Below are 15,794 nucleotides of genomic sequence, written 5' to 3'. Positions count from 1 at the left end.
CATGGCCAGAACGCGTGGACGAGGTCGTCGCGAACTTAAGTCCGAAATCAATATTGTACCGCTGCTCGACGTACTGCTGGTGCTGCTGCTGATCTTTATGGCAACCGCGCCGATCATTACCCAGAGTGTGGAAGTCGATCTGCCGGATGCGACCGAATCGCAAGCCGTCAGCAGTAACGACGAACCTCCGGTCATTATTGAAGTTTCCGGTATTGGGCAATACAGCGTGGTGGTTGAAAAAGATCGTATGGATCAACTGCCGCCGGAGCAGGTTATTGCGGAAGCGAAAAGCCGCCTGCAGACCAATCCGAAAACGGTCTTTTTAATCGGTGGTGCGAAAGACGTGCCTTATGATGAAATAATTAAAGCGCTGAACTTGTTACACAGTGCAGGCGTGAAATCGGTTGGCTTGATGACGCAGCCAATCTGATGTCTGCGTATTGCTGGCTTGAAAGATAGCGCGTAACAGGCGAACAGTTTTTTGGGAACCGAGAGTGTCAAAGGCAACCGAACAAAACGACAAGCTCAAAAGGGCGATAATTATTTCAGCGGTGCTGCATGTCATTTTATTTGCAGCGCTTATCTGGAGTTCGTTCGATGAGCACATTGATGCTTCAGCCGGCGGCGGTGGCGGTTCGTCCATCGACGCCGTTATGGTTGATCCTGGCGCCGTTGTGCAACAGTACGACAGGCAGCAGCAACAGCAGGCAAGTGCGAAACGTGCAGAAGAGCAGCGTGAAAAACAGGCGCAGCAACAGGCTGAAGAACTTCGCGAGAAACAGGCCGCTGAGCAAGAGCGCCTGAAGCAGCTGGAAAAAGAACGTTTAGCCGCGCAGGAAAAAGTGCGCGAACAAGCGGAACAGCAGAAACAGGCTGAAGCTGCCGCCGCGAAAGCGCAAGAGCAGCAGAAACAGGCTGAAGAAGCTGCGGCGAAGGCTGCTGCAGACGCGAAGGCCAAGGCGGATGCACAGGCGAAACAAGCGGCAGATGCCGCGAAGAAAGCCGCTGCGGACGCACAGAAAAAAGCTGAGGCTGAAGCCGCTAAAGCCGCCGCTGATGCGAAGAAAGTTGCCGAAGCACAAGCCGCTAAGGCTGCCGCAGACGCCGCGAAGAAAGCCCAGGCTGAAGCCGCTAAGCAAGCTGCAGCAGAAAAAGCTGCCGCCGAAAAAGCAGAAAAAGCCGCTGCCGCAAAAGCAGCTGCTGCTGAAAAAGCGGCGGCTGAAAAGAAAGCCGCTGCGGAAAAAGCCGCTGCAGACAAGAAAGCTGCCGCTGACAAAGCTGCTGCTGACAAGAAAGCTGCGGCAGATAAAGCCGCTGCAGCGAAAAAAGCGGCTGCTGAGAAGGCCGCTGCGGCCTCGGGCGTTGACGACCTGTTGGGTGACTTAAGCTCTGGTAAGAATGCGCCGAAATCAGGTGGTGGAGCGAAAGGAAACGGTCAGCCGGCGAAAGATAGTGGTACAAGTGGTGCAAATGGCGGCGCATCTGGCGCTGATATCAGTGCTTACGCCTCTCAAATTCGTAATGCGATCCAGAGCCGTCTGTATGGTGCTGATTTGTATGCGGGCAAATCTTGCGTACTACATATCAAGTTAGCACCCGATGGTCTGTTACTGGATGTGACCGAAGAGGGCGGCGATCCGGCATTGTGCCAGGCTGCGCTGACGGCTGCGAAAACAGCCAGAATTCCTAAACCGCCTAGCCAGGCTGTTTATGAAAAAGTAAAAGATGCCAAACTGGACTTTAAACTGTAATAACAACCCCTGAGAAATCGGGGGAAACAGTCTAAGGTTGAGACAGAGTTCTGGTAGTTTTGTGTATTTGAGTTTGTTAACATTCTGCTAAATTATCGTGGGCGTTCCGTCCAGATAAGGGAGATATGATGAAGCAGGCATTACGAGTAGCATTTGGTTTTCTGATGCTGTGGGCAGCAGTGCTGCATGCAGAAGTACGTATCGAGATCACCCAGGGGGTGGACTCGGCACGCCCGATTGGCGTTGTCCCATTCCAGTGGGCAGGGCCGGGTGCTGCACCTGAAGATATCGGTGGTATCGTAGGCGCTGACCTGCGTAACAGCGGTAAATTTAACCCATTAGACCGTTCTCGTCTGCCGCAGCAGCCGGGCACCGCGGCGGAAGTTCAACCTGCTGCATGGTCTGCGCTGGGTATTGATGCCGTCGTGGTCGGGCAGGTAACGCCGAATCCGGATGGCTCCTACAGCGTGGCTTATCAACTGGTAGATACCGGCGGCGCGCCGGGTACCGTACTGGCGCAGAACACCTATAAAGTGAACAAGCAATGGCTGCGTTACGCGGGCCATACTGCCAGTGACGAAGTATTTGAAAAACTGACCGGTATTAAGGGCGCATTCCGTACCCGTATCGCGTATGTTGTCCAGACCAACGGCGGTCAGTTCCCGTACGAATTACGCGTGTCCGACTACGATGGTTACAATCAGTTCGTGGTTCACCGTTCTCCGCAGCCGCTGATGTCTCCGGCGTGGTCTCCGGACGGTTCAAAACTGGCTTACGTAACCTTCGAGAGCGGTCGTTCTGCGCTGGTTATTCAGACGTTGTCTAACGGCGCTGTTCGTCAGGTCGCTTCTTTCCCGCGTCACAACGGCGCACCTGCGTTTTCTCCGGATGGCAGCAAACTGGCGTTTGCCCTGTCTAAAACCGGTAGCCTGAACCTGTATGTCATGGACATTGGTTCTGGTCAAATCCGTCAGGTGACGGATGGTCGCAGCAACAACACTGAACCTACCTGGTTCCCGGACAGCCAGAATCTGGCCTTTACTTCTGACCAGGCCGGTCGTCCGCAGGTATACAAAGTTAACGTCAACGGCGGTGCTCCGCAGCGTATTACCTGGGAAGGTTCGCAAAACCAGGATGCGGATGTGAGCAGCGACGGTAAATTTATGGTAATGGTAAGCTCGGCTAACGGTCAGCAACACATTGCCAAACAAGATCTGGTAGCGGGTGGCGTACAAGTTCTGTCGTCAACGTTCCTGGATGAAACGCCAAGTCTGGCACCTAACGGCACTATGGTAATCTACAGCTCTTCTCAGGGGATGGGATCCGTGCTGAATTTGGTTTCTACAGATGGGCGTTTCAAAGCGCGTCTTCCGGCAACTGATGGTCAGGTTAAATTCCCTGCCTGGTCGCCGTATCTGTGATAATAAATAATTGATTAATAAAGGAATCATTGAAATGCAACTGAACAAAGTGCTGAAAGGGCTGATGATTGCTCTGCCTGTTATGGCTATTGCGGCATGTTCTTCTAACAAGAACGCCAGCAATGACGGCAGCGAAGGCATGCTGGGTGCCGGCACTGGTATGGATGCAAACGGCAGCGGCAACATGTCTTCTGAAGAGCAAGCGCGTCTTCAGATGCAGCAGCTGCAGCAGAACAACATCGTTTACTTCGATCTGGACAAGTACGATATCCGTTCTGACTTCGCTGCAATGCTGGATGCGCACGCTAACTTCCTGCGTAGCAACCCGTCTTACAAAGTCACCGTAGAAGGTCATGCAGACGAACGTGGTACTCCTGAGTACAACATTTCCCTGGGTGAGCGTCGTGCAAACGCCGTTAAGATGTACCTGCAGGGTAAAGGCGTTTCTGCTGACCAGATCTCCATCGTTTCTTACGGTAAAGAAAAACCTGCAGTACTGGGTCATGACGAAGCGGCTTACTCCAAAAACCGTCGTGCCGTACTGGTTTACTAAGAGAATTGCATGAGCAGTAACTTCAGACATCATCTGTTGAGTCTGTCGTTACTGGTTGGCATAGCGGCCCCCTGGGCCGCTTTTGCACAGGCGCCAATCAGTAGTGTCGGCTCAGGCTCGGTCGAAGACCGTGTCACTCAACTCGAGCGTATTTCTAACGCTCACAGTCAGCTTTTAACCCAACTCCAGCAACAACTCTCCGATAATCAGTCCGATATTGACTCTCTGCGTGGTCAAATTCAGGAAAATCAGTATCAACTGAATCAGGTTGTTGAACGTCAGAAACAGATATTGCTGCAGATGAATAATCTTGGCAGCGGTAGCGCGCCTGCGGCGCAGTCTGCGGGTGGGGATCAGAGCGGGGCGGCGACCCCTGCGCCTGATGCGGGGGCTGCGGCAACGTCAGGGGCTCCGGCACAAACTGGCGATGCGAATACCGATTACAATGCAGCAATCGCCCTGGTACAGGATAAATCCCGTCAGGATGACGCGATTGAAGCATTTCAGAACTTCATCAAAAAGTACCCGGACTCTACTTACCTGCCAAATGCCAATTATTGGCTGGGTCAGTTGAATTACAACAAGGGTAAAAAAGATGATGCCGCGTTCTATTTCGCTTCGGTAGTTAAAAACTTCCCAAAATCACCTAAGGCTGCAGACGCGATGTATAAAGTCGGCGTCATCATGCAGGACAAAGGCGACACAGCAAAAGCTAAAGCGGTTTATCAGCAGGTTATCACCAAATATCCTGGCACTGATGGCGCGAAACAAGCGCAAAAACGCCTTAACGCGATGTAATGACCACCATGCGACCAGAAATCGTGTTATTTCTGGTCGCGTCGTGTGATTCCTAAGCAGTTGAGTTATTTACCTCGAAATTTTTGTTGCGCTAAAATCTGAAATCAGTAATATATGCCGCCGTTGCCAAGGGATATCAAACAGCCTGAAAGCGGCGAAAAAAGTGGGTCGTTAGCTCAGTTGGTAGAGCAGTTGACTTTTAATCAATTGGTCGCAGGTTCGAATCCTGCACGACCCACCAATCGTTCTGGTGGAACGCGATAGTAAAACGTGAAGGATAACGTTGCGTAAGCAACGGCCCGTAGGGCGAGACGAAGTCGAGTCATCCTGCACGACCCACCACTAAATCAGTTAGTAAGTAGTATCCAGCGTAGTATCGGGTGATTAGCTCAGCTGGGAGAGCACCTCCCTTACAAGGAGGGGGTCGGCGGTTCGATCCCGTCATCACCCACCACTCGGGGCGTTAGCTCAGTTGGTAGAGCAGTTGACTTTTAATCAATTGGTCGCAGGTTCGAATCCTGCACGCCCCACCAACTTTAACATCGTACTCAGATGTTAAACGTGAAGGATAACGTTGCTTTAGCAACGGCCCGCCAGGGCGAGACGAAGTCGAGTCATCCTGCACGCCCCACCAATTCCTGGTGGTTCCGAGTAAAATTTTTTCAGGTGACATCCGAGCGGGTCGTTAGCTCAGTTGGTAGAGCAGTTGACTTTTAATCAATTGGTCGCAGGTTCGAATCCTGCACGACCCACCAATGTTTCTGGTGAAAGCGATAGTAAGCCGTGAAGGATAACGTTGCGTAAGCGACGGCCCGTAGGGCGAGGCGAAGCCGAGTCATCCTGCACGACCCACCATCCTGAAAGTATAAAGAAGTAAACCCCATAAGGGGGCGTTAGCTCAGTTGGTAGAGCAGTTGACTTTTAATCAATTGGTCGCAGGTTCGAATCCTGCACGCCCCACCAGTGTAAAAAGGCGCCCTAAAGGTGCCTTTTTGCTATCTGCAATATGAAAGATTCGAACCTGCTTGCCTGATGCGCTTCGCTTATCAGGCCAACAGGTGCCAAATGTAGGCCCGATAAGAAACCAGTCGCCATCCGGTACTCATCACACGCAATTATTGTGACTTTTCTGCACTAATCCGCTATCTTGTTTAGCATATAAAACAAACTAAACCGAATATGGCGTGTGTCACGCTTTTAATCGGTTATTTCGTTAAGCCAGTAAAACGAGAAAGCAAGATGAGCGTGATGTTTGATCCTGAAGCTGCAATTTATCCATTTCCGCCGAAGCCAGCACCGCTGAGTGCGGACGAAAAACAATTTTACCGTGAAAAAATCAAGCGCCTGCTGAAAGAGCGTGATGCCGTTATGGTCGCGCACTATTACACCGATCCTGAAATCCAACAGTTGGCCGAAGAGACCGGCGGCTGTATTTCTGATTCTCTGGAGATGGCGCGGTTCGGCTCGAAACATCCCGCTTCTACGCTGTTGGTTGCGGGCGTGAGATTTATGGGAGAAACCGCCAAAATTCTCAGCCCGGAAAAGACCATCCTGATGCCAACCCTGCAGGCAGAATGTTCATTAGATCTGGGTTGTCCGATTGATGCGTTCAGCGCGTTTTGCGACGCGCATCCGGATCGCACCGTAGTGGTTTACGCCAATACCTCAGCGGCAGTTAAAGCGCGTGCCGACTGGGTTGTGACCTCCAGTATTGCGGTTGAACTTATTGAGCATCTTGATAGTTTAGGTGAAAAAATCATCTGGGCCCCGGACAGACATCTGGGCAATTACGTGCAAAAACAGACCGGTGCAGACGTTCTTTGTTGGCAGGGGGCGTGTATCGTCCACGACGAGTTTAAAACTCAGGCTTTAACACGCATGAAAGCGCTTTACCCCAATGCCGCCGTGCTGGTGCACCCGGAGTCACCTCAGTCCATCGTTGATATGGCCGATGCGGTCGGGTCAACCAGTCAATTAATCAACGCAGCTAAATCGTTACCGCACCAGCAACTGATAGTGGCGACAGACCGGGGTATTTTTTACAAAATGCAGCAAGCGGTTCCGGATAAAGAGTTGCTTGAAGCGCCAACGGCTGGCGAAGGGGCAACCTGTCGCAGTTGTGCGCATTGTCCGTGGATGGCGATGAACGGCCTCAAGGCGATTGCTGAGGGGCTGGAGCAGGGGGGAGCGGCTCACGAGATACATGTAGATGCAGCGTTGCGAGAGAGTGCATTGCTGCCGTTAAACCGCATGTTGGAATTTGCGGCTACACTTCGGGCTTAAGTAATTTATTTGCTCTGGGGGAAAAGATGGACTTTTTTAGCACGCAGAACATTCTGGTACATATTCCGATCGGTGCGGGCGGTTACGATCTGTCGTGGATCGAAGCCGTGGGGACGATCGCCGGGTTATTGTGTATTGGCCTGGCGAGCCTTGAGAAAATCAGTAATTACGTCTTCGGACTGATAAACGTCACGCTGTTTGCGATTATCTTCTTTCAGATCCAGCTCTATGCCAGCCTGTTGCTGCAGGTTTTCTTTTTTGCCGCGAATATCTACGGCTGGTATGCCTGGTCCCGGCAAACCAACCAGCATGAGGCAGAGTTGAAAATACGCTGGTTGCCGTTACCGAAAGCGATCGGTTGGCTGGCTGCTTGCGTGGTGGCGATTGGCCTGATGTCGGTCTATATCGATCCGGTGTTTGCCTTTTTGACGCGGATTGCCGTGAACATTATGCAGGGGCTGGGATTACAGGTAGCGGCTCCAGAGTTGCAACCCGATGCATTCCCGTTCTGGGATTCCTGCATGATGGTGTTGTCGATTGTGGCGATGATCCTGATGACGCGCAAATACGTTGAAAACTGGCTGTTGTGGGTGATCATTAACGTCATTAGCGTAGTGATCTTTGCCCTGCAAGGCGTATATGCCATGTCACTGGAATATATGATCCTGACGGTTATCGCCCTGAACGGAAGCAGGTTGTGGATTAACAGCGCGCGTGAGCGGGGTTCCCACGCGCTGTCCCATTAATGGTGATGATGTGCATGGCCGGACACGCCCTGATACAGGTGGCAGTCCGGCCCATTACACGGCTGATATTCCATCTGGATCGTGGCGTGTTCAATCTGGTAGTGATGAATCAGGAAATGTTGAATACGCTCCAGCAGCGCGTCGTGATCGTGCGGCGGGACCACCTGCACATGCAGCGTCATGACCGGTTTTTCACCTACCATCCAGACGTGTACATGATGCACATTGCGAACTTCGGGGATATCCCGGCTGAGATGGCGCTGCAAGGCGGCAATATCCAATGTAAGCGGAGCGCCTTCCAGTAATTCATTGACGCTATCTTTCAATAACCGCCAGGCGCTACGCAGTACCAGCACGGAAACCAGAATCGAGAGAATTGGGTCCGCTGGCGTCCAGCCCGTCCAGATAATAATCAGCGCAGCGATGATTGCTCCAACCGAGCCGAGTAAATCGCCCATTACGTGTAGCGCTGCGGCGCGGACGTTAAGGTTTTTCTCTTCACTGCCGCGATGTAAAACCCAAAAAGCGAGCACGTTCGCCAGTAAACCCGCGACAGCAATGATCATCATCATGCCGCCCGCTACGGGACGTGGCGTATGGAAGCGCTCAATGGCCTCCCAGACGATTAAAATGGTGATCACAACCAATGCGATGGCGTTAACAAACGCGGCTAATGTTGTGAGTCTCAACCAGCCGAAAGTGTGCCGTATAGTGGGCGGGCGTCTGGAGAATTGGACCGCCAGCAGGGCAAATAGAAGCGCGGCGGCATCTGTGAGCATATGTCCGGCATCAGCCAGTAACGCCAGCGAGCCTGAAATAATTCCACCCACCACTTCAACCAGCATAAATCCGGCTGTAATGCAGAATGCGAAAAGCAATCTGCGGGCATTATTGTCCTTAGGTTGTTCAGGGGAAGTATGAGTATGTGAGTGCGCCATTATGCCATCCCTTTGTTATTCTCACCTTTACTGTATGTCATGATACCGTTTTTGGGATGATAAAATTAAAAAGGAGAGCTATTGCTCTCCCGCTATTAGCTTTATTTTCAGCGTTACTGGGTAGTACCGTCAGTTTTGGTGTCGGCATCATTATTGATGCCGTTTCCGGTCTCAACTTTTTTATTCACATCCGGGCAGCGTCCGTCCTTACACATGGTGTTTTTATGCACCTCGTCTTTGGTCATTCCTTCATGGTTCATTGATGAACCGTCCGGATGCAGCATTGTGCCACCCGAATTCACGTTGTTGTTATCGACATTATTTGGCGCAACGTTTTCGTGCGCGTCTGGCGCGACTTGACCGGCATCTGCCGCGGAATTAGCCTGGCCGTTATTCGACTGCGTGCTGGTGTCAGCTGCGAGCGCCGCGCCGCTGGCGAGGCTGAGTGTGGCCGTCAAAAAGAGTGAAGTTAGCTTTGTCATATGCATATTATGCTCCTGTTATGATTGAGATGTCGGATAACGTCTTCCAACAGTGCATGTGCCAGTACATCAGCAGGACATGGTTAATAGTTTTGCTATGCAAATTAAAACCAGCATAGAATCTTGAAATTTATGAGAATTTAAGCTGTTGCAGTTATAAATTGTAGTCTGGATCTCTTTTTTCGCTACTTTATTGCGTTTTTTTGGCCTATTCCAGGATTAATCCGTCCAAAGTGTAAAACCCCGTTTACACTTTATGACTGAAGATATAGATTGGAGGGATTGCATTCATTTATATAAGTATGGCAACGCTGGAATAATCATGAATTATCAGAACGACGATTTACGCATTAAAGAGATCAACGAATTATTACCCCCGGTCGCACTGCTGGAAAAATTCCCCGCTACTGAAAATGCCGCCAATACGGTGGCGCATGCCCGTAAGGCGATTCATAAAATTCTCAAAGGCAGTGACGATCGTCTGCTGGTGGTGATTGGGCCGTGTTCTATTCATGATCCGGCAGCGGCTAAAGAGTATGCCGCTCGCTTGCTGGCGCTACGTGAAGAGTTAAAAGGCGAACTTGAAATCGTCATGCGCGTCTATTTTGAAAAACCGCGTACTACCGTAGGCTGGAAAGGACTTATCAACGATCCGCACATGGATAACAGCTTCCAGATCAACGACGGTCTGCGCATTGCCCGTAAACTGCTGCTGGATATCAACGACAGTGGTTTGCCGGCCGCAGGCGAGTTCCTGGATATGATCACCCCACAATATCTTGCCGATCTTATGAGCTGGGGCGCAATTGGCGCACGTACCACAGAATCTCAGGTACACCGTGAATTGGCGTCAGGTTTGTCCTGCCCGGTTGGTTTTAAAAACGGTACTGATGGCACCATCAAAGTCGCCATTGATGCAATCAATGCTGCCGGGGCGCCGCATTGCTTCCTGTCTGTCACCAAATGGGGTCATTCGGCGATTGTGAATACCAGCGGTAATGGCGATTGCCATATCATTCTGCGCGGCGGCAAAGAGCCGAACTACAGCGCTCAGCACGTTGCCGATGTGAAAGAAGGTTTGGTCAAAGCGGGGCTTTCTCCGCAGGTGATGATCGACTTTAGCCATGCCAATTCCAGCAAGCAGTTCAAAAAGCAGATGGATGTTGCGAAAGACGTTTGCGGGCAGGTTGCCGGTGGCGAAAAAGCAATAATTGGCGTGATGATTGAAAGCCATCTGGTTGAAGGTAATCAGAACCCGGATAGCGGTGAACCCCTGACCTACGGCAAGAGCATCACCGATGCCTGCATTGGCTGGGAAGATACCGATGCGGTGTTACGCCAGTTGGCGGAAGCGGTAAAAGCGCGCCGCGGGTAAAAAACTCATCCGGGTTATCCCCGGTAAGCCGGATAAGGCAACGCCGCCATCCGGCAATAAAAAAAGCGTGGAGCATTCCACGCTTTTTTTATTGGGAGCGAAAAAGTTACTTCGCTTTACCCTGGTTAGCAACGGCTGCGGCTTTTGCCGCGATCTCGTCAGCGTTACCCAGATAGTAGTGTTTAATCGGCTTAAAGTTTTCGTCAAACTCATACACCAGCGGTACGCCGGTCGGGATGTTCAGTTCGAGGATTTCATCTTCGCTCATGTTATCCAGGTACTTCACCAGCGCGCGCAGGGAGTTACCGTGAGCAGCGATAATTACGCGCTCACCGCTTTTCATACGCGGCAGAATGGTTTCGTTCCAGTAAGGAATCACGCGATCGATAGTCAGCGCCAGGCTTTCGGTGAGCGGCAGTTCTTTGTCAGTCAGTTTGGCATAACGCGGGTCGTGACCCGGATAACGCTCGTCATCTTTGGTCAGTTCCGGCGGGGTGACCGCAAAGCCGCGACGCCATTGCTTAACCTGCTCGTCACCGTATTTTTCAGCGGTTTCTGCTTTGTTCAGACCCTGTAGCGCGCCGTAATGACGCTCGTTCAGTTTCCAGGATTTCTCAACCGGCAGCCAGGCCTGATCCAGTTCGTCCAGGACGTTCCATAGGGTATGGATGGCACGTTTCAGCACAGAGGTATAGGCAAAATCAAAGCTATAGCCTTCCTCTTTCAGCAGCTTACCGGCCGCTTTTGCTTCACCTACGCCTTTCTCGGACAGATCAACGTCATACCAACCGGTAAAACGGTTTTCGTTATTCCACTGACTTTCACCGTGTCGTACCAGAACCAGCTTAGTTACAGCCATACACTCACTCCTATCAATCATATTTAATGATAATAATTCTCATTATATTGCCGTAATGAGTCAGCGGCAATGCTTACGCATAACCATAGCGAAAATAGCGCCACAGTGTAAGGTTCTTGTGAACTCAAGGTTGCGATTTTGTCTTTGGATGATGGGGGGGTGAGCGGGTTTGCTGCGGAAAACAAACAACAGGCCCGATAAATTTATGCTATCGGGCCTGTCAGGATGAACTGTCAGGCAGGAATAAACTGATATTCCGTCACGCTGGCATACTCTTCACCCGGATGCAGGAAGCAGTCCGGCTGTGGCCATTCCGGATGGTTCGGGCTGTCTGGCAGAAACTCACTTTCCAGCGCCAGACCTTGCCAGTCTTCATAGGCCTCCGGCCCACGTGAAGGCGTACCGCCAAGGAAGTTTCCTGAGTAAAACTGCAATGCCGGGGCTGAGGTGTAAACCACCATCTGCAATTTTTCATCCTGAGACCAAACCTGAGCCGCCGGAGTACGCGCATTGCCTTGTGCCTGGAGCAGGAAGGCGTGATCGTAACCTTTTACCTTGCGCTGATCGTCATCGGCCAGAAATTCGCTGGCGATGATTTTCGGGGAACGGAAATCAAAAGTGCTTCCGGCGACGGATTTCAGCCCGTCATGCGGGATGCCCATTTCGTCTACGGGTAAATACTCGTCCGCCAGAATTTGCAGCTTGTGCTGGCGCACATCCGTTTTGTCACCGTCGAGATTAAAATAGACATGATTCGTCAGATTTACCGGGCAGGGCTTATCAACCGTGGCACGGTAGGTTATCGAAATCCGATTATCGTCAGTCAGGCGATACTGCGCGGTGGCGCAAAGATTACCAGGGAAACCCTGGTCGCCATCGTCAGACGTTAAGGCAAACAGCACCTGACGGTCATTCTGATTCACTATCTGCCAGCGACGTTTGTCGAAACCGTTCGGTCCGCCGTGCAGTTGGTTATCACCCTGGCTTGGCAGCAATTCAATGGTTTCGCCGTCAAAGGTATAGCGGCTGTTGGCGATACGGTTAGCGTAGCGGCCAATGGAAGCCCCCAGAAACGCAGCCTGTTCCGGGTACTGCTCCGGGCTGGCGCAACCGAGCAGGGCTTCGCGCACACTACCATCGCTAAGTGGAATACGCGCAGAGAGCAGCGTTGCGCCCCAGTCCATGAGCGTGACCACCATCCCCGCGTCGTTACGCAGGGTAAGCAGGCGGAACGGCTGACCGTCGGGCGCCATTACGGGAATTTCGTTTAACATTGTCCGGCTCCTTGTGAAGGTTTACAGACGTAAAATGTTTCTTTAATACCGGTTTTAGCTTCGTACTGTTCGGCGACAGCCTGCTGCACGGCAGGCACCAGATCTTGCGGGATCAGCGCCACAATACAGCCCCCGAAGCCGCCGCCTGTCATACGAACACCACCTTTATCGCCGATGGTTGCTTTGACAATCTCAACCAGCGTATCAATTTGCGGCACGGTAATTTCAAAGTCATCGCGCATTGAAGCGTGAGATTCTGCCATCAGTTGACCCATGCGTAACAGGTCGCCTTTTTCCAGCGCATTCGCAGCTTCCACGGTACGCGCGTTTTCCGTGATCACGTGACGAACGCGTTTGGCGGCAATCGGATCCAGTTCGTGAGCAACTTCGCTAAAGGTTTCAAAGCTGACATCACGCAGGGCAGGTTGCTGGAAGAAACGCGCCCCGGTTTCACACTGTTCGCGACGGGTGTTGTACTCGCTACCCACCAACGTACGTTTAAAATTGCTGTTGATGATTACCACCGCCACGCCTTCAGGCATGGAAACGGCTTTGGTGCCCAGCGTACGGCAGTCGATCAGCAGCGCATGATCTTTCTTGCCAAGCGCGGAGATCAACTGATCCATAATGCCGCAGTTGCAGCCGACAAACTGGTTTTCAGCTTCCTGGCCGTTCAGAGCAATCTGCGCCCCGTCGAGCGGCAGATGATAAAGCTGCTGGAACACGGTGCCTACCGCCACTTCCAGCGAAGCCGAAGAGCTTAAGCCTGCGCCCTGAGGCACATTACCGCTGATCACCAGATCCGCGCCGCCAAAGGCGTTATTACGCTTTTGCAGATGCTTCACCACGCCACGCACGTAGTTTGACCACTGCTGGCTGTCATGAGCGATAATTGGCGCGTCCAGAGAGAACTCGTCCATTTGATTATCGTAGTCAGCCGCGATAACGCGAACTTTTCTGTCATCGCGTGTCGCACAGCTAATCACGGTTTGATAGTCGATAGCGCAGGGCAGAACGAATCCGTCGTTATAATCGGTATGTTCGCCAATCAGGTTTACACGGCCCGGTGCCTGAATAGTATGGGTGGCAGGGTAGCCAAATGTTTCAGCAAACAGAGATTGTGTTTTTTCTTTCAGACTCATTATTTAAACTCCGGATTCGCGAAAATGGATGTCGCTGACCGCACGCAGTCGTTCAGCCGCTTGTTCTGCTGTCAGGTCGCGCTGGGTTTCCGCCAGCATTTCGTAACCGACCATAAATTTGCGCACGGTTGCCGAACGCAGCAGCGGCGGATAAAAGTGTGCGTGTAACTGCCAGTGTTGGTTTTCTTCTCCGTTAAACGGTGCGCCGTGCCAGCCCATGGAGTAAGGGAATGAGCACTGGAACAGGTTGTCGTAACGACTGGTCAGTTTTTTCAACGCCAGCGCCAGATCAGCGCGCTGTTCGTCGGTCAAATCGGTGATACGCAGGACATGCGCTTTTGGCAGCAGCAGCGTTTCGAACGGCCATGCCGCCCAGTAGGGCACGACTGCCAGCCAGTGTTCTGTTTCAACGACCGTCCGGCTACCATCCGCCAGTTCACGCTGGACGTAATCAAGGAGCATTGGCGCGCCCTGTTCGGCGAAGTACGCTTTTTGCAGGCGATCTTCACGTTCGGCTTCGTTGGGCAGAAAGCTATTGGCCCATATCTGTCCGTGCGGATGGGGGTTCGAACACCCCATTGCCGCGCCTTTATTCTCAAAGACCTGCACCCAGGGATAGGTTTTGCCTAAATCTGCCGTCTGTTCCTGCCACGTTTTCACGATTTCTGTTAGCGCAGGCACGCTGAGTTCCGGCAGCGTTTTGCTGTGATCGGGCGAAAAGCAAATCACGCGGCTGGTACCGCGCGCGCTCTGACAGCGCATTAACGGATCGTTGCTGTCCGGCGCGTCCGGGGTATCGGACATCAGCGCGGCAAAGTCGTTAGTAAAAACATAGGTCCCGGTGTAATCCGGGTTTTTATCGCCGGTAACACGTGTATTGCCTGCACACAGGAAGCAGTCCGGGTCATGTGCGGGTAGAACCTGCTTAGATGGTGTTTCCTGCGCCCCTTGCCAGGGGCGTTTTGCACGATGTGGTGAGACGAGGATCCACTGCCCGGTGAGCGGGTTAAAACGGCGGTGTGGATGATCGACAGGATTGAATTGCGTCATGATTGATCCTTAATCCGTATATCCCTGCGGATGGCGTGATTGCCAGTGCCAGGTGTCTTGCGCCATTTCATCCAGGGTGCGAGTTACGCGCCAGTTGAGCTCGCGATCGGCTTTACTGGCATCTGCCCAGTAGGCCGGAAGATCGCCATCACGACGCGGGGCAAAATGGTAATTCACAGGTTTACCGCAGGCTTTACTGAAGGCGTTGACCACATCCAGCACGCTGCTGCCGATGCCCGCCCCGAGGTTGTAAATATGCACGCCCTGTTTGCCCGCCAGTTTTTCCATCGCGGCGACGTGGCCATCTGCGAGATCCATGACGTGGATATAGTCGCGAACGCCGGTGCCATCTTCGGTAGGGTAGTCGTTGCCAAATATGGCAAGGGACTCGCGGCGGCCAACGGCAACCTGTGCGATGTAAGGCATCAGGTTGTTTGGAATACCTTGCGGGTCTTCACCCATATCGCCTGACGGATGCGCGCCAACCGGGTTGAAGTAGCGCAGTAAGGCGATACTCCAGTCGGGCTGTGCTTTTTGCAGATCGGTCAGGATCTGTTCAACCATCAACTTACTTTTGCCATACGGGCTTTGTGGTGTGCCGGTGGGGAAACTTTCAACGTAAGGAATTTGCGGTTGATCGCCATAGACGGTCGCGGAGGAGCTGAAAATGAAGTTTTTCACGTTAGCGGCGCGCATGGCATTCACCAGACGCAGCGTCCCGTTGACGTTGTTGTCATAGTATTCCAGCGGCTTGGCAACGGACTCGCCAACGGCTTTTAACCCGGCAAAATGGATGACGGTGTCAATGGCATGATCGTGCAGAATTTCGGTTATCAGCGCTTCGTTACGAATATCCCCTTCCACGAAAGTCGGGTGCTTGCCGCCTAAGCGCTCGATGACGGGCAGAACGCTGCGCTTGCTGTTGCAGAGGTTGTCCAGGATCACCACCTCGTGACCGTTTTTCAGCAACTGCACGCAAGTGTGGCTTCCTATGTAACCGCTACCACCTGTAACCAATACTCTCATAATTCGCTCCGTTAAGCCTATGGTATGCAATAACCATAGCATAACAAAGATGCGAAAAGTGTGACATGGAATAAATTAGTGGAATCGTTTACACAG

At 52.2% G+C, this 15,794-nt stretch carries 15 protein-coding genes and 5 tRNA genes; 13 read left to right on the top strand and 7 right to left on the bottom strand.

The window, feature by feature from the left end:
* The first annotated feature begins 1 nt into the window (after position 1).
* The 12 genes from tolR (at position 2) to pnuC (ending at position 7,552) form a co-directional block, all read left to right on the top strand.
* Positions 2-430, top strand: coding sequence for a colicin uptake protein TolR (tolR, locus tag OGV69_RS21050; protein ID WP_003022978.1), 429 nt, complete (start codon positions 2-4; stop codon positions 428-430).
* Between the two features lie 64 nt (positions 431-494).
* Complete coding sequence (gene tolA / locus OGV69_RS21045; RefSeq protein WP_038638946.1) at positions 495-1,751, top strand: cell envelope integrity protein TolA; 1,257 nt, start codon at positions 495-497, stop codon at positions 1,749-1,751.
* A 128-nt stretch (positions 1,752-1,879) separates the two neighbouring features.
* Positions 1,880-3,172 carry a Tol-Pal system beta propeller repeat protein TolB gene (gene tolB / locus OGV69_RS21040; protein ID WP_038638949.1) on the top strand — a complete coding sequence of 431 codons (1,293 nt, stop codon included), beginning with the start codon at positions 1,880-1,882 and terminating at the stop codon, positions 3,170-3,172.
* Between the two features lie 34 nt (positions 3,173-3,206).
* On the top strand, positions 3,207-3,725 hold the full coding sequence (pal, locus tag OGV69_RS21035; protein ID WP_006685431.1) for a peptidoglycan-associated lipoprotein Pal: 519 nt from the start codon (positions 3,207-3,209) through the stop codon (positions 3,723-3,725).
* A 9-nt stretch (positions 3,726-3,734) separates the two neighbouring features.
* Positions 3,735-4,523: a cell division protein CpoB gene (gene cpoB / locus OGV69_RS21030; protein WP_038638952.1), complete on the top strand. Its 789-nt coding sequence runs from the start codon at positions 3,735-3,737 to the stop codon at positions 4,521-4,523.
* Between the two features lie 165 nt (positions 4,524-4,688).
* Positions 4,689-4,764 (top strand) — tRNA-Lys (locus tag OGV69_RS21025).
* A 137-nt stretch (positions 4,765-4,901) separates the two neighbouring features.
* Positions 4,902-4,977: transfer RNA gene (locus OGV69_RS21020), tRNA-Val, on the top strand.
* A 3-nt stretch (positions 4,978-4,980) separates the two neighbouring features.
* Positions 4,981-5,056 (top strand) — tRNA-Lys (locus OGV69_RS21015).
* A 146-nt stretch (positions 5,057-5,202) separates the two neighbouring features.
* Positions 5,203-5,278: transfer RNA gene (locus tag OGV69_RS21010), tRNA-Lys, on the top strand.
* A gap of 132 nt (positions 5,279-5,410) precedes the next feature.
* A tRNA-Lys gene (locus tag OGV69_RS21005) sits at positions 5,411-5,486 on the top strand.
* A gap of 276 nt (positions 5,487-5,762) precedes the next feature.
* On the top strand, positions 5,763-6,806 hold the full coding sequence (gene nadA / locus OGV69_RS21000) for a quinolinate synthase NadA (protein WP_069323183.1): 1,044 nt from the start codon (positions 5,763-5,765) through the stop codon (positions 6,804-6,806).
* Positions 6,807-6,832: 26 nt separating this feature from the next.
* Positions 6,833-7,552: a nicotinamide riboside transporter PnuC gene (gene pnuC / locus OGV69_RS20995; RefSeq protein ID WP_038638959.1), complete on the top strand. Its 720-nt coding sequence runs from the start codon at positions 6,833-6,835 to the stop codon at positions 7,550-7,552.
* Here pnuC and zitB read toward each other — a convergent pair.
* Both zitB and OGV69_RS20985 read right to left on the bottom strand, forming a co-directional pair.
* Complete coding sequence (gene zitB / locus OGV69_RS20990; RefSeq protein WP_069323184.1) at positions 7,549-8,490, bottom strand: CDF family zinc transporter ZitB; 942 nt, start codon at positions 8,488-8,490, stop codon at positions 7,549-7,551. The two genes, pnuC and zitB, sit on opposite strands and share 4 nt — an antisense overlap.
* Before the next feature lie 113 nt (positions 8,491-8,603).
* Entirely contained in the window at positions 8,604-8,978 is a 375-nt protein-coding gene (locus tag OGV69_RS20985; protein WP_069323185.1) for a YbgS-like family protein, read from the bottom strand.
* A 316-nt stretch (positions 8,979-9,294) separates the two neighbouring features.
* Between OGV69_RS20985 and aroG the strand changes: the two genes are divergently transcribed.
* The gene (gene aroG, locus OGV69_RS20980; RefSeq protein WP_038638968.1) at positions 9,295-10,347 is read left to right on the top strand and encodes a 3-deoxy-7-phosphoheptulonate synthase AroG; all 1,053 of its coding nucleotides are present in this window, start codon (positions 9,295-9,297) and stop codon (positions 10,345-10,347) included.
* Positions 10,348-10,453: 106 nt separating this feature from the next.
* Here the strand turns inward: aroG and gpmA are convergent, their stop codons facing one another.
* The 5 genes from gpmA to galE all read right to left on the bottom strand — a co-directional run bounded on the left by gpmA (position 10,454) and on the right by galE (position 15,698).
* A complete protein-coding gene (gene gpmA, locus OGV69_RS20975; protein ID WP_038638971.1) occupies positions 10,454-11,206 on the bottom strand; it encodes a 2,3-diphosphoglycerate-dependent phosphoglycerate mutase in 753 nt (250 codons plus the stop codon).
* A 233-nt stretch (positions 11,207-11,439) separates the two neighbouring features.
* Positions 11,440-12,480, bottom strand: coding sequence for a galactose-1-epimerase (galM, locus tag OGV69_RS20970; protein ID WP_069323186.1), 1,041 nt, complete (start codon positions 12,478-12,480; stop codon positions 11,440-11,442).
* Positions 12,474-13,622, bottom strand: coding sequence for a galactokinase (galK, locus tag OGV69_RS20965; protein ID WP_069323187.1), 1,149 nt, complete (start codon positions 13,620-13,622; stop codon positions 12,474-12,476). Before galK ends, galM begins: the two co-directional genes overlap by 7 nt.
* A gap of 3 nt (positions 13,623-13,625) precedes the next feature.
* Positions 13,626-14,672 carry a galactose-1-phosphate uridylyltransferase gene (gene galT, locus OGV69_RS20960; RefSeq protein WP_069323188.1) on the bottom strand — a complete coding sequence of 349 codons (1,047 nt, stop codon included), beginning with the start codon at positions 14,670-14,672 and terminating at the stop codon, positions 13,626-13,628.
* A gap of 9 nt (positions 14,673-14,681) precedes the next feature.
* Entirely contained in the window at positions 14,682-15,698 is a 1,017-nt protein-coding gene (gene galE / locus OGV69_RS20955) for a UDP-glucose 4-epimerase GalE (protein WP_038638984.1), read from the bottom strand.
* Positions 15,699-15,794: the final 96 nt, after the last annotated feature.

Source organism: Citrobacter sp. Cc139, assembly GCF_030334645.1.
Classification (GTDB): Bacteria; Pseudomonadota; Gammaproteobacteria; order Enterobacterales; family Enterobacteriaceae; genus Citrobacter; species Citrobacter werkmanii.
This window is presented reverse-complemented; position numbering and strand designations above follow the sequence as displayed.

Excerpts from the sequence above, each read along its gene's own strand:
- tolR (WP_003022978.1), top strand. The coding sequence starts at position 2 with ATGGCCAGAACGCGTGGACGAGGTCGTCGCGAACTTAAGTCCGAAATC.
- tolB (WP_038638949.1), top strand. The coding sequence starts at position 1,880 with ATGAAGCAGGCATTACGAGTAGCATTTGGTTTTCTGATGCTGTGGGCA.
- pal (WP_006685431.1), top strand. The coding sequence starts at position 3,207 with ATGCAACTGAACAAAGTGCTGAAAGGGCTGATGATTGCTCTGCCTGTT.
- cpoB (WP_038638952.1), top strand. The coding sequence starts at position 3,735 with ATGAGCAGTAACTTCAGACATCATCTGTTGAGTCTGTCGTTACTGGTT.
- nadA (WP_069323183.1), top strand. The coding sequence starts at position 5,763 with ATGAGCGTGATGTTTGATCCTGAAGCTGCAATTTATCCATTTCCGCCG.
- pnuC (WP_038638959.1), top strand. The coding sequence starts at position 6,833 with ATGGACTTTTTTAGCACGCAGAACATTCTGGTACATATTCCGATCGGT.
- zitB (WP_069323184.1), bottom strand. The coding sequence starts at position 8,490 with ATGGCGCACTCACATACTCATACTTCCCCTGAACAACCTAAGGACAAT.
- OGV69_RS20985 (WP_069323185.1), bottom strand. The coding sequence starts at position 8,978 with ATGCATATGACAAAGCTAACTTCACTCTTTTTGACGGCCACACTCAGC.
- aroG (WP_038638968.1), top strand. The coding sequence starts at position 9,295 with ATGAATTATCAGAACGACGATTTACGCATTAAAGAGATCAACGAATTA.
- gpmA (WP_038638971.1), bottom strand. The coding sequence starts at position 11,206 with ATGGCTGTAACTAAGCTGGTTCTGGTACGACACGGTGAAAGTCAGTGG.
- galM (WP_069323186.1), bottom strand. The coding sequence starts at position 12,480 with ATGTTAAACGAAATTCCCGTAATGGCGCCCGACGGTCAGCCGTTCCGC.
- galK (WP_069323187.1), bottom strand. The coding sequence starts at position 13,622 with ATGAGTCTGAAAGAAAAAACACAATCTCTGTTTGCTGAAACATTTGGC.
- galT (WP_069323188.1), bottom strand. The coding sequence starts at position 14,672 with ATGACGCAATTCAATCCTGTCGATCATCCACACCGCCGTTTTAACCCG.
- galE (WP_038638984.1), bottom strand. The coding sequence starts at position 15,698 with ATGAGAGTATTGGTTACAGGTGGTAGCGGTTACATAGGAAGCCACACT.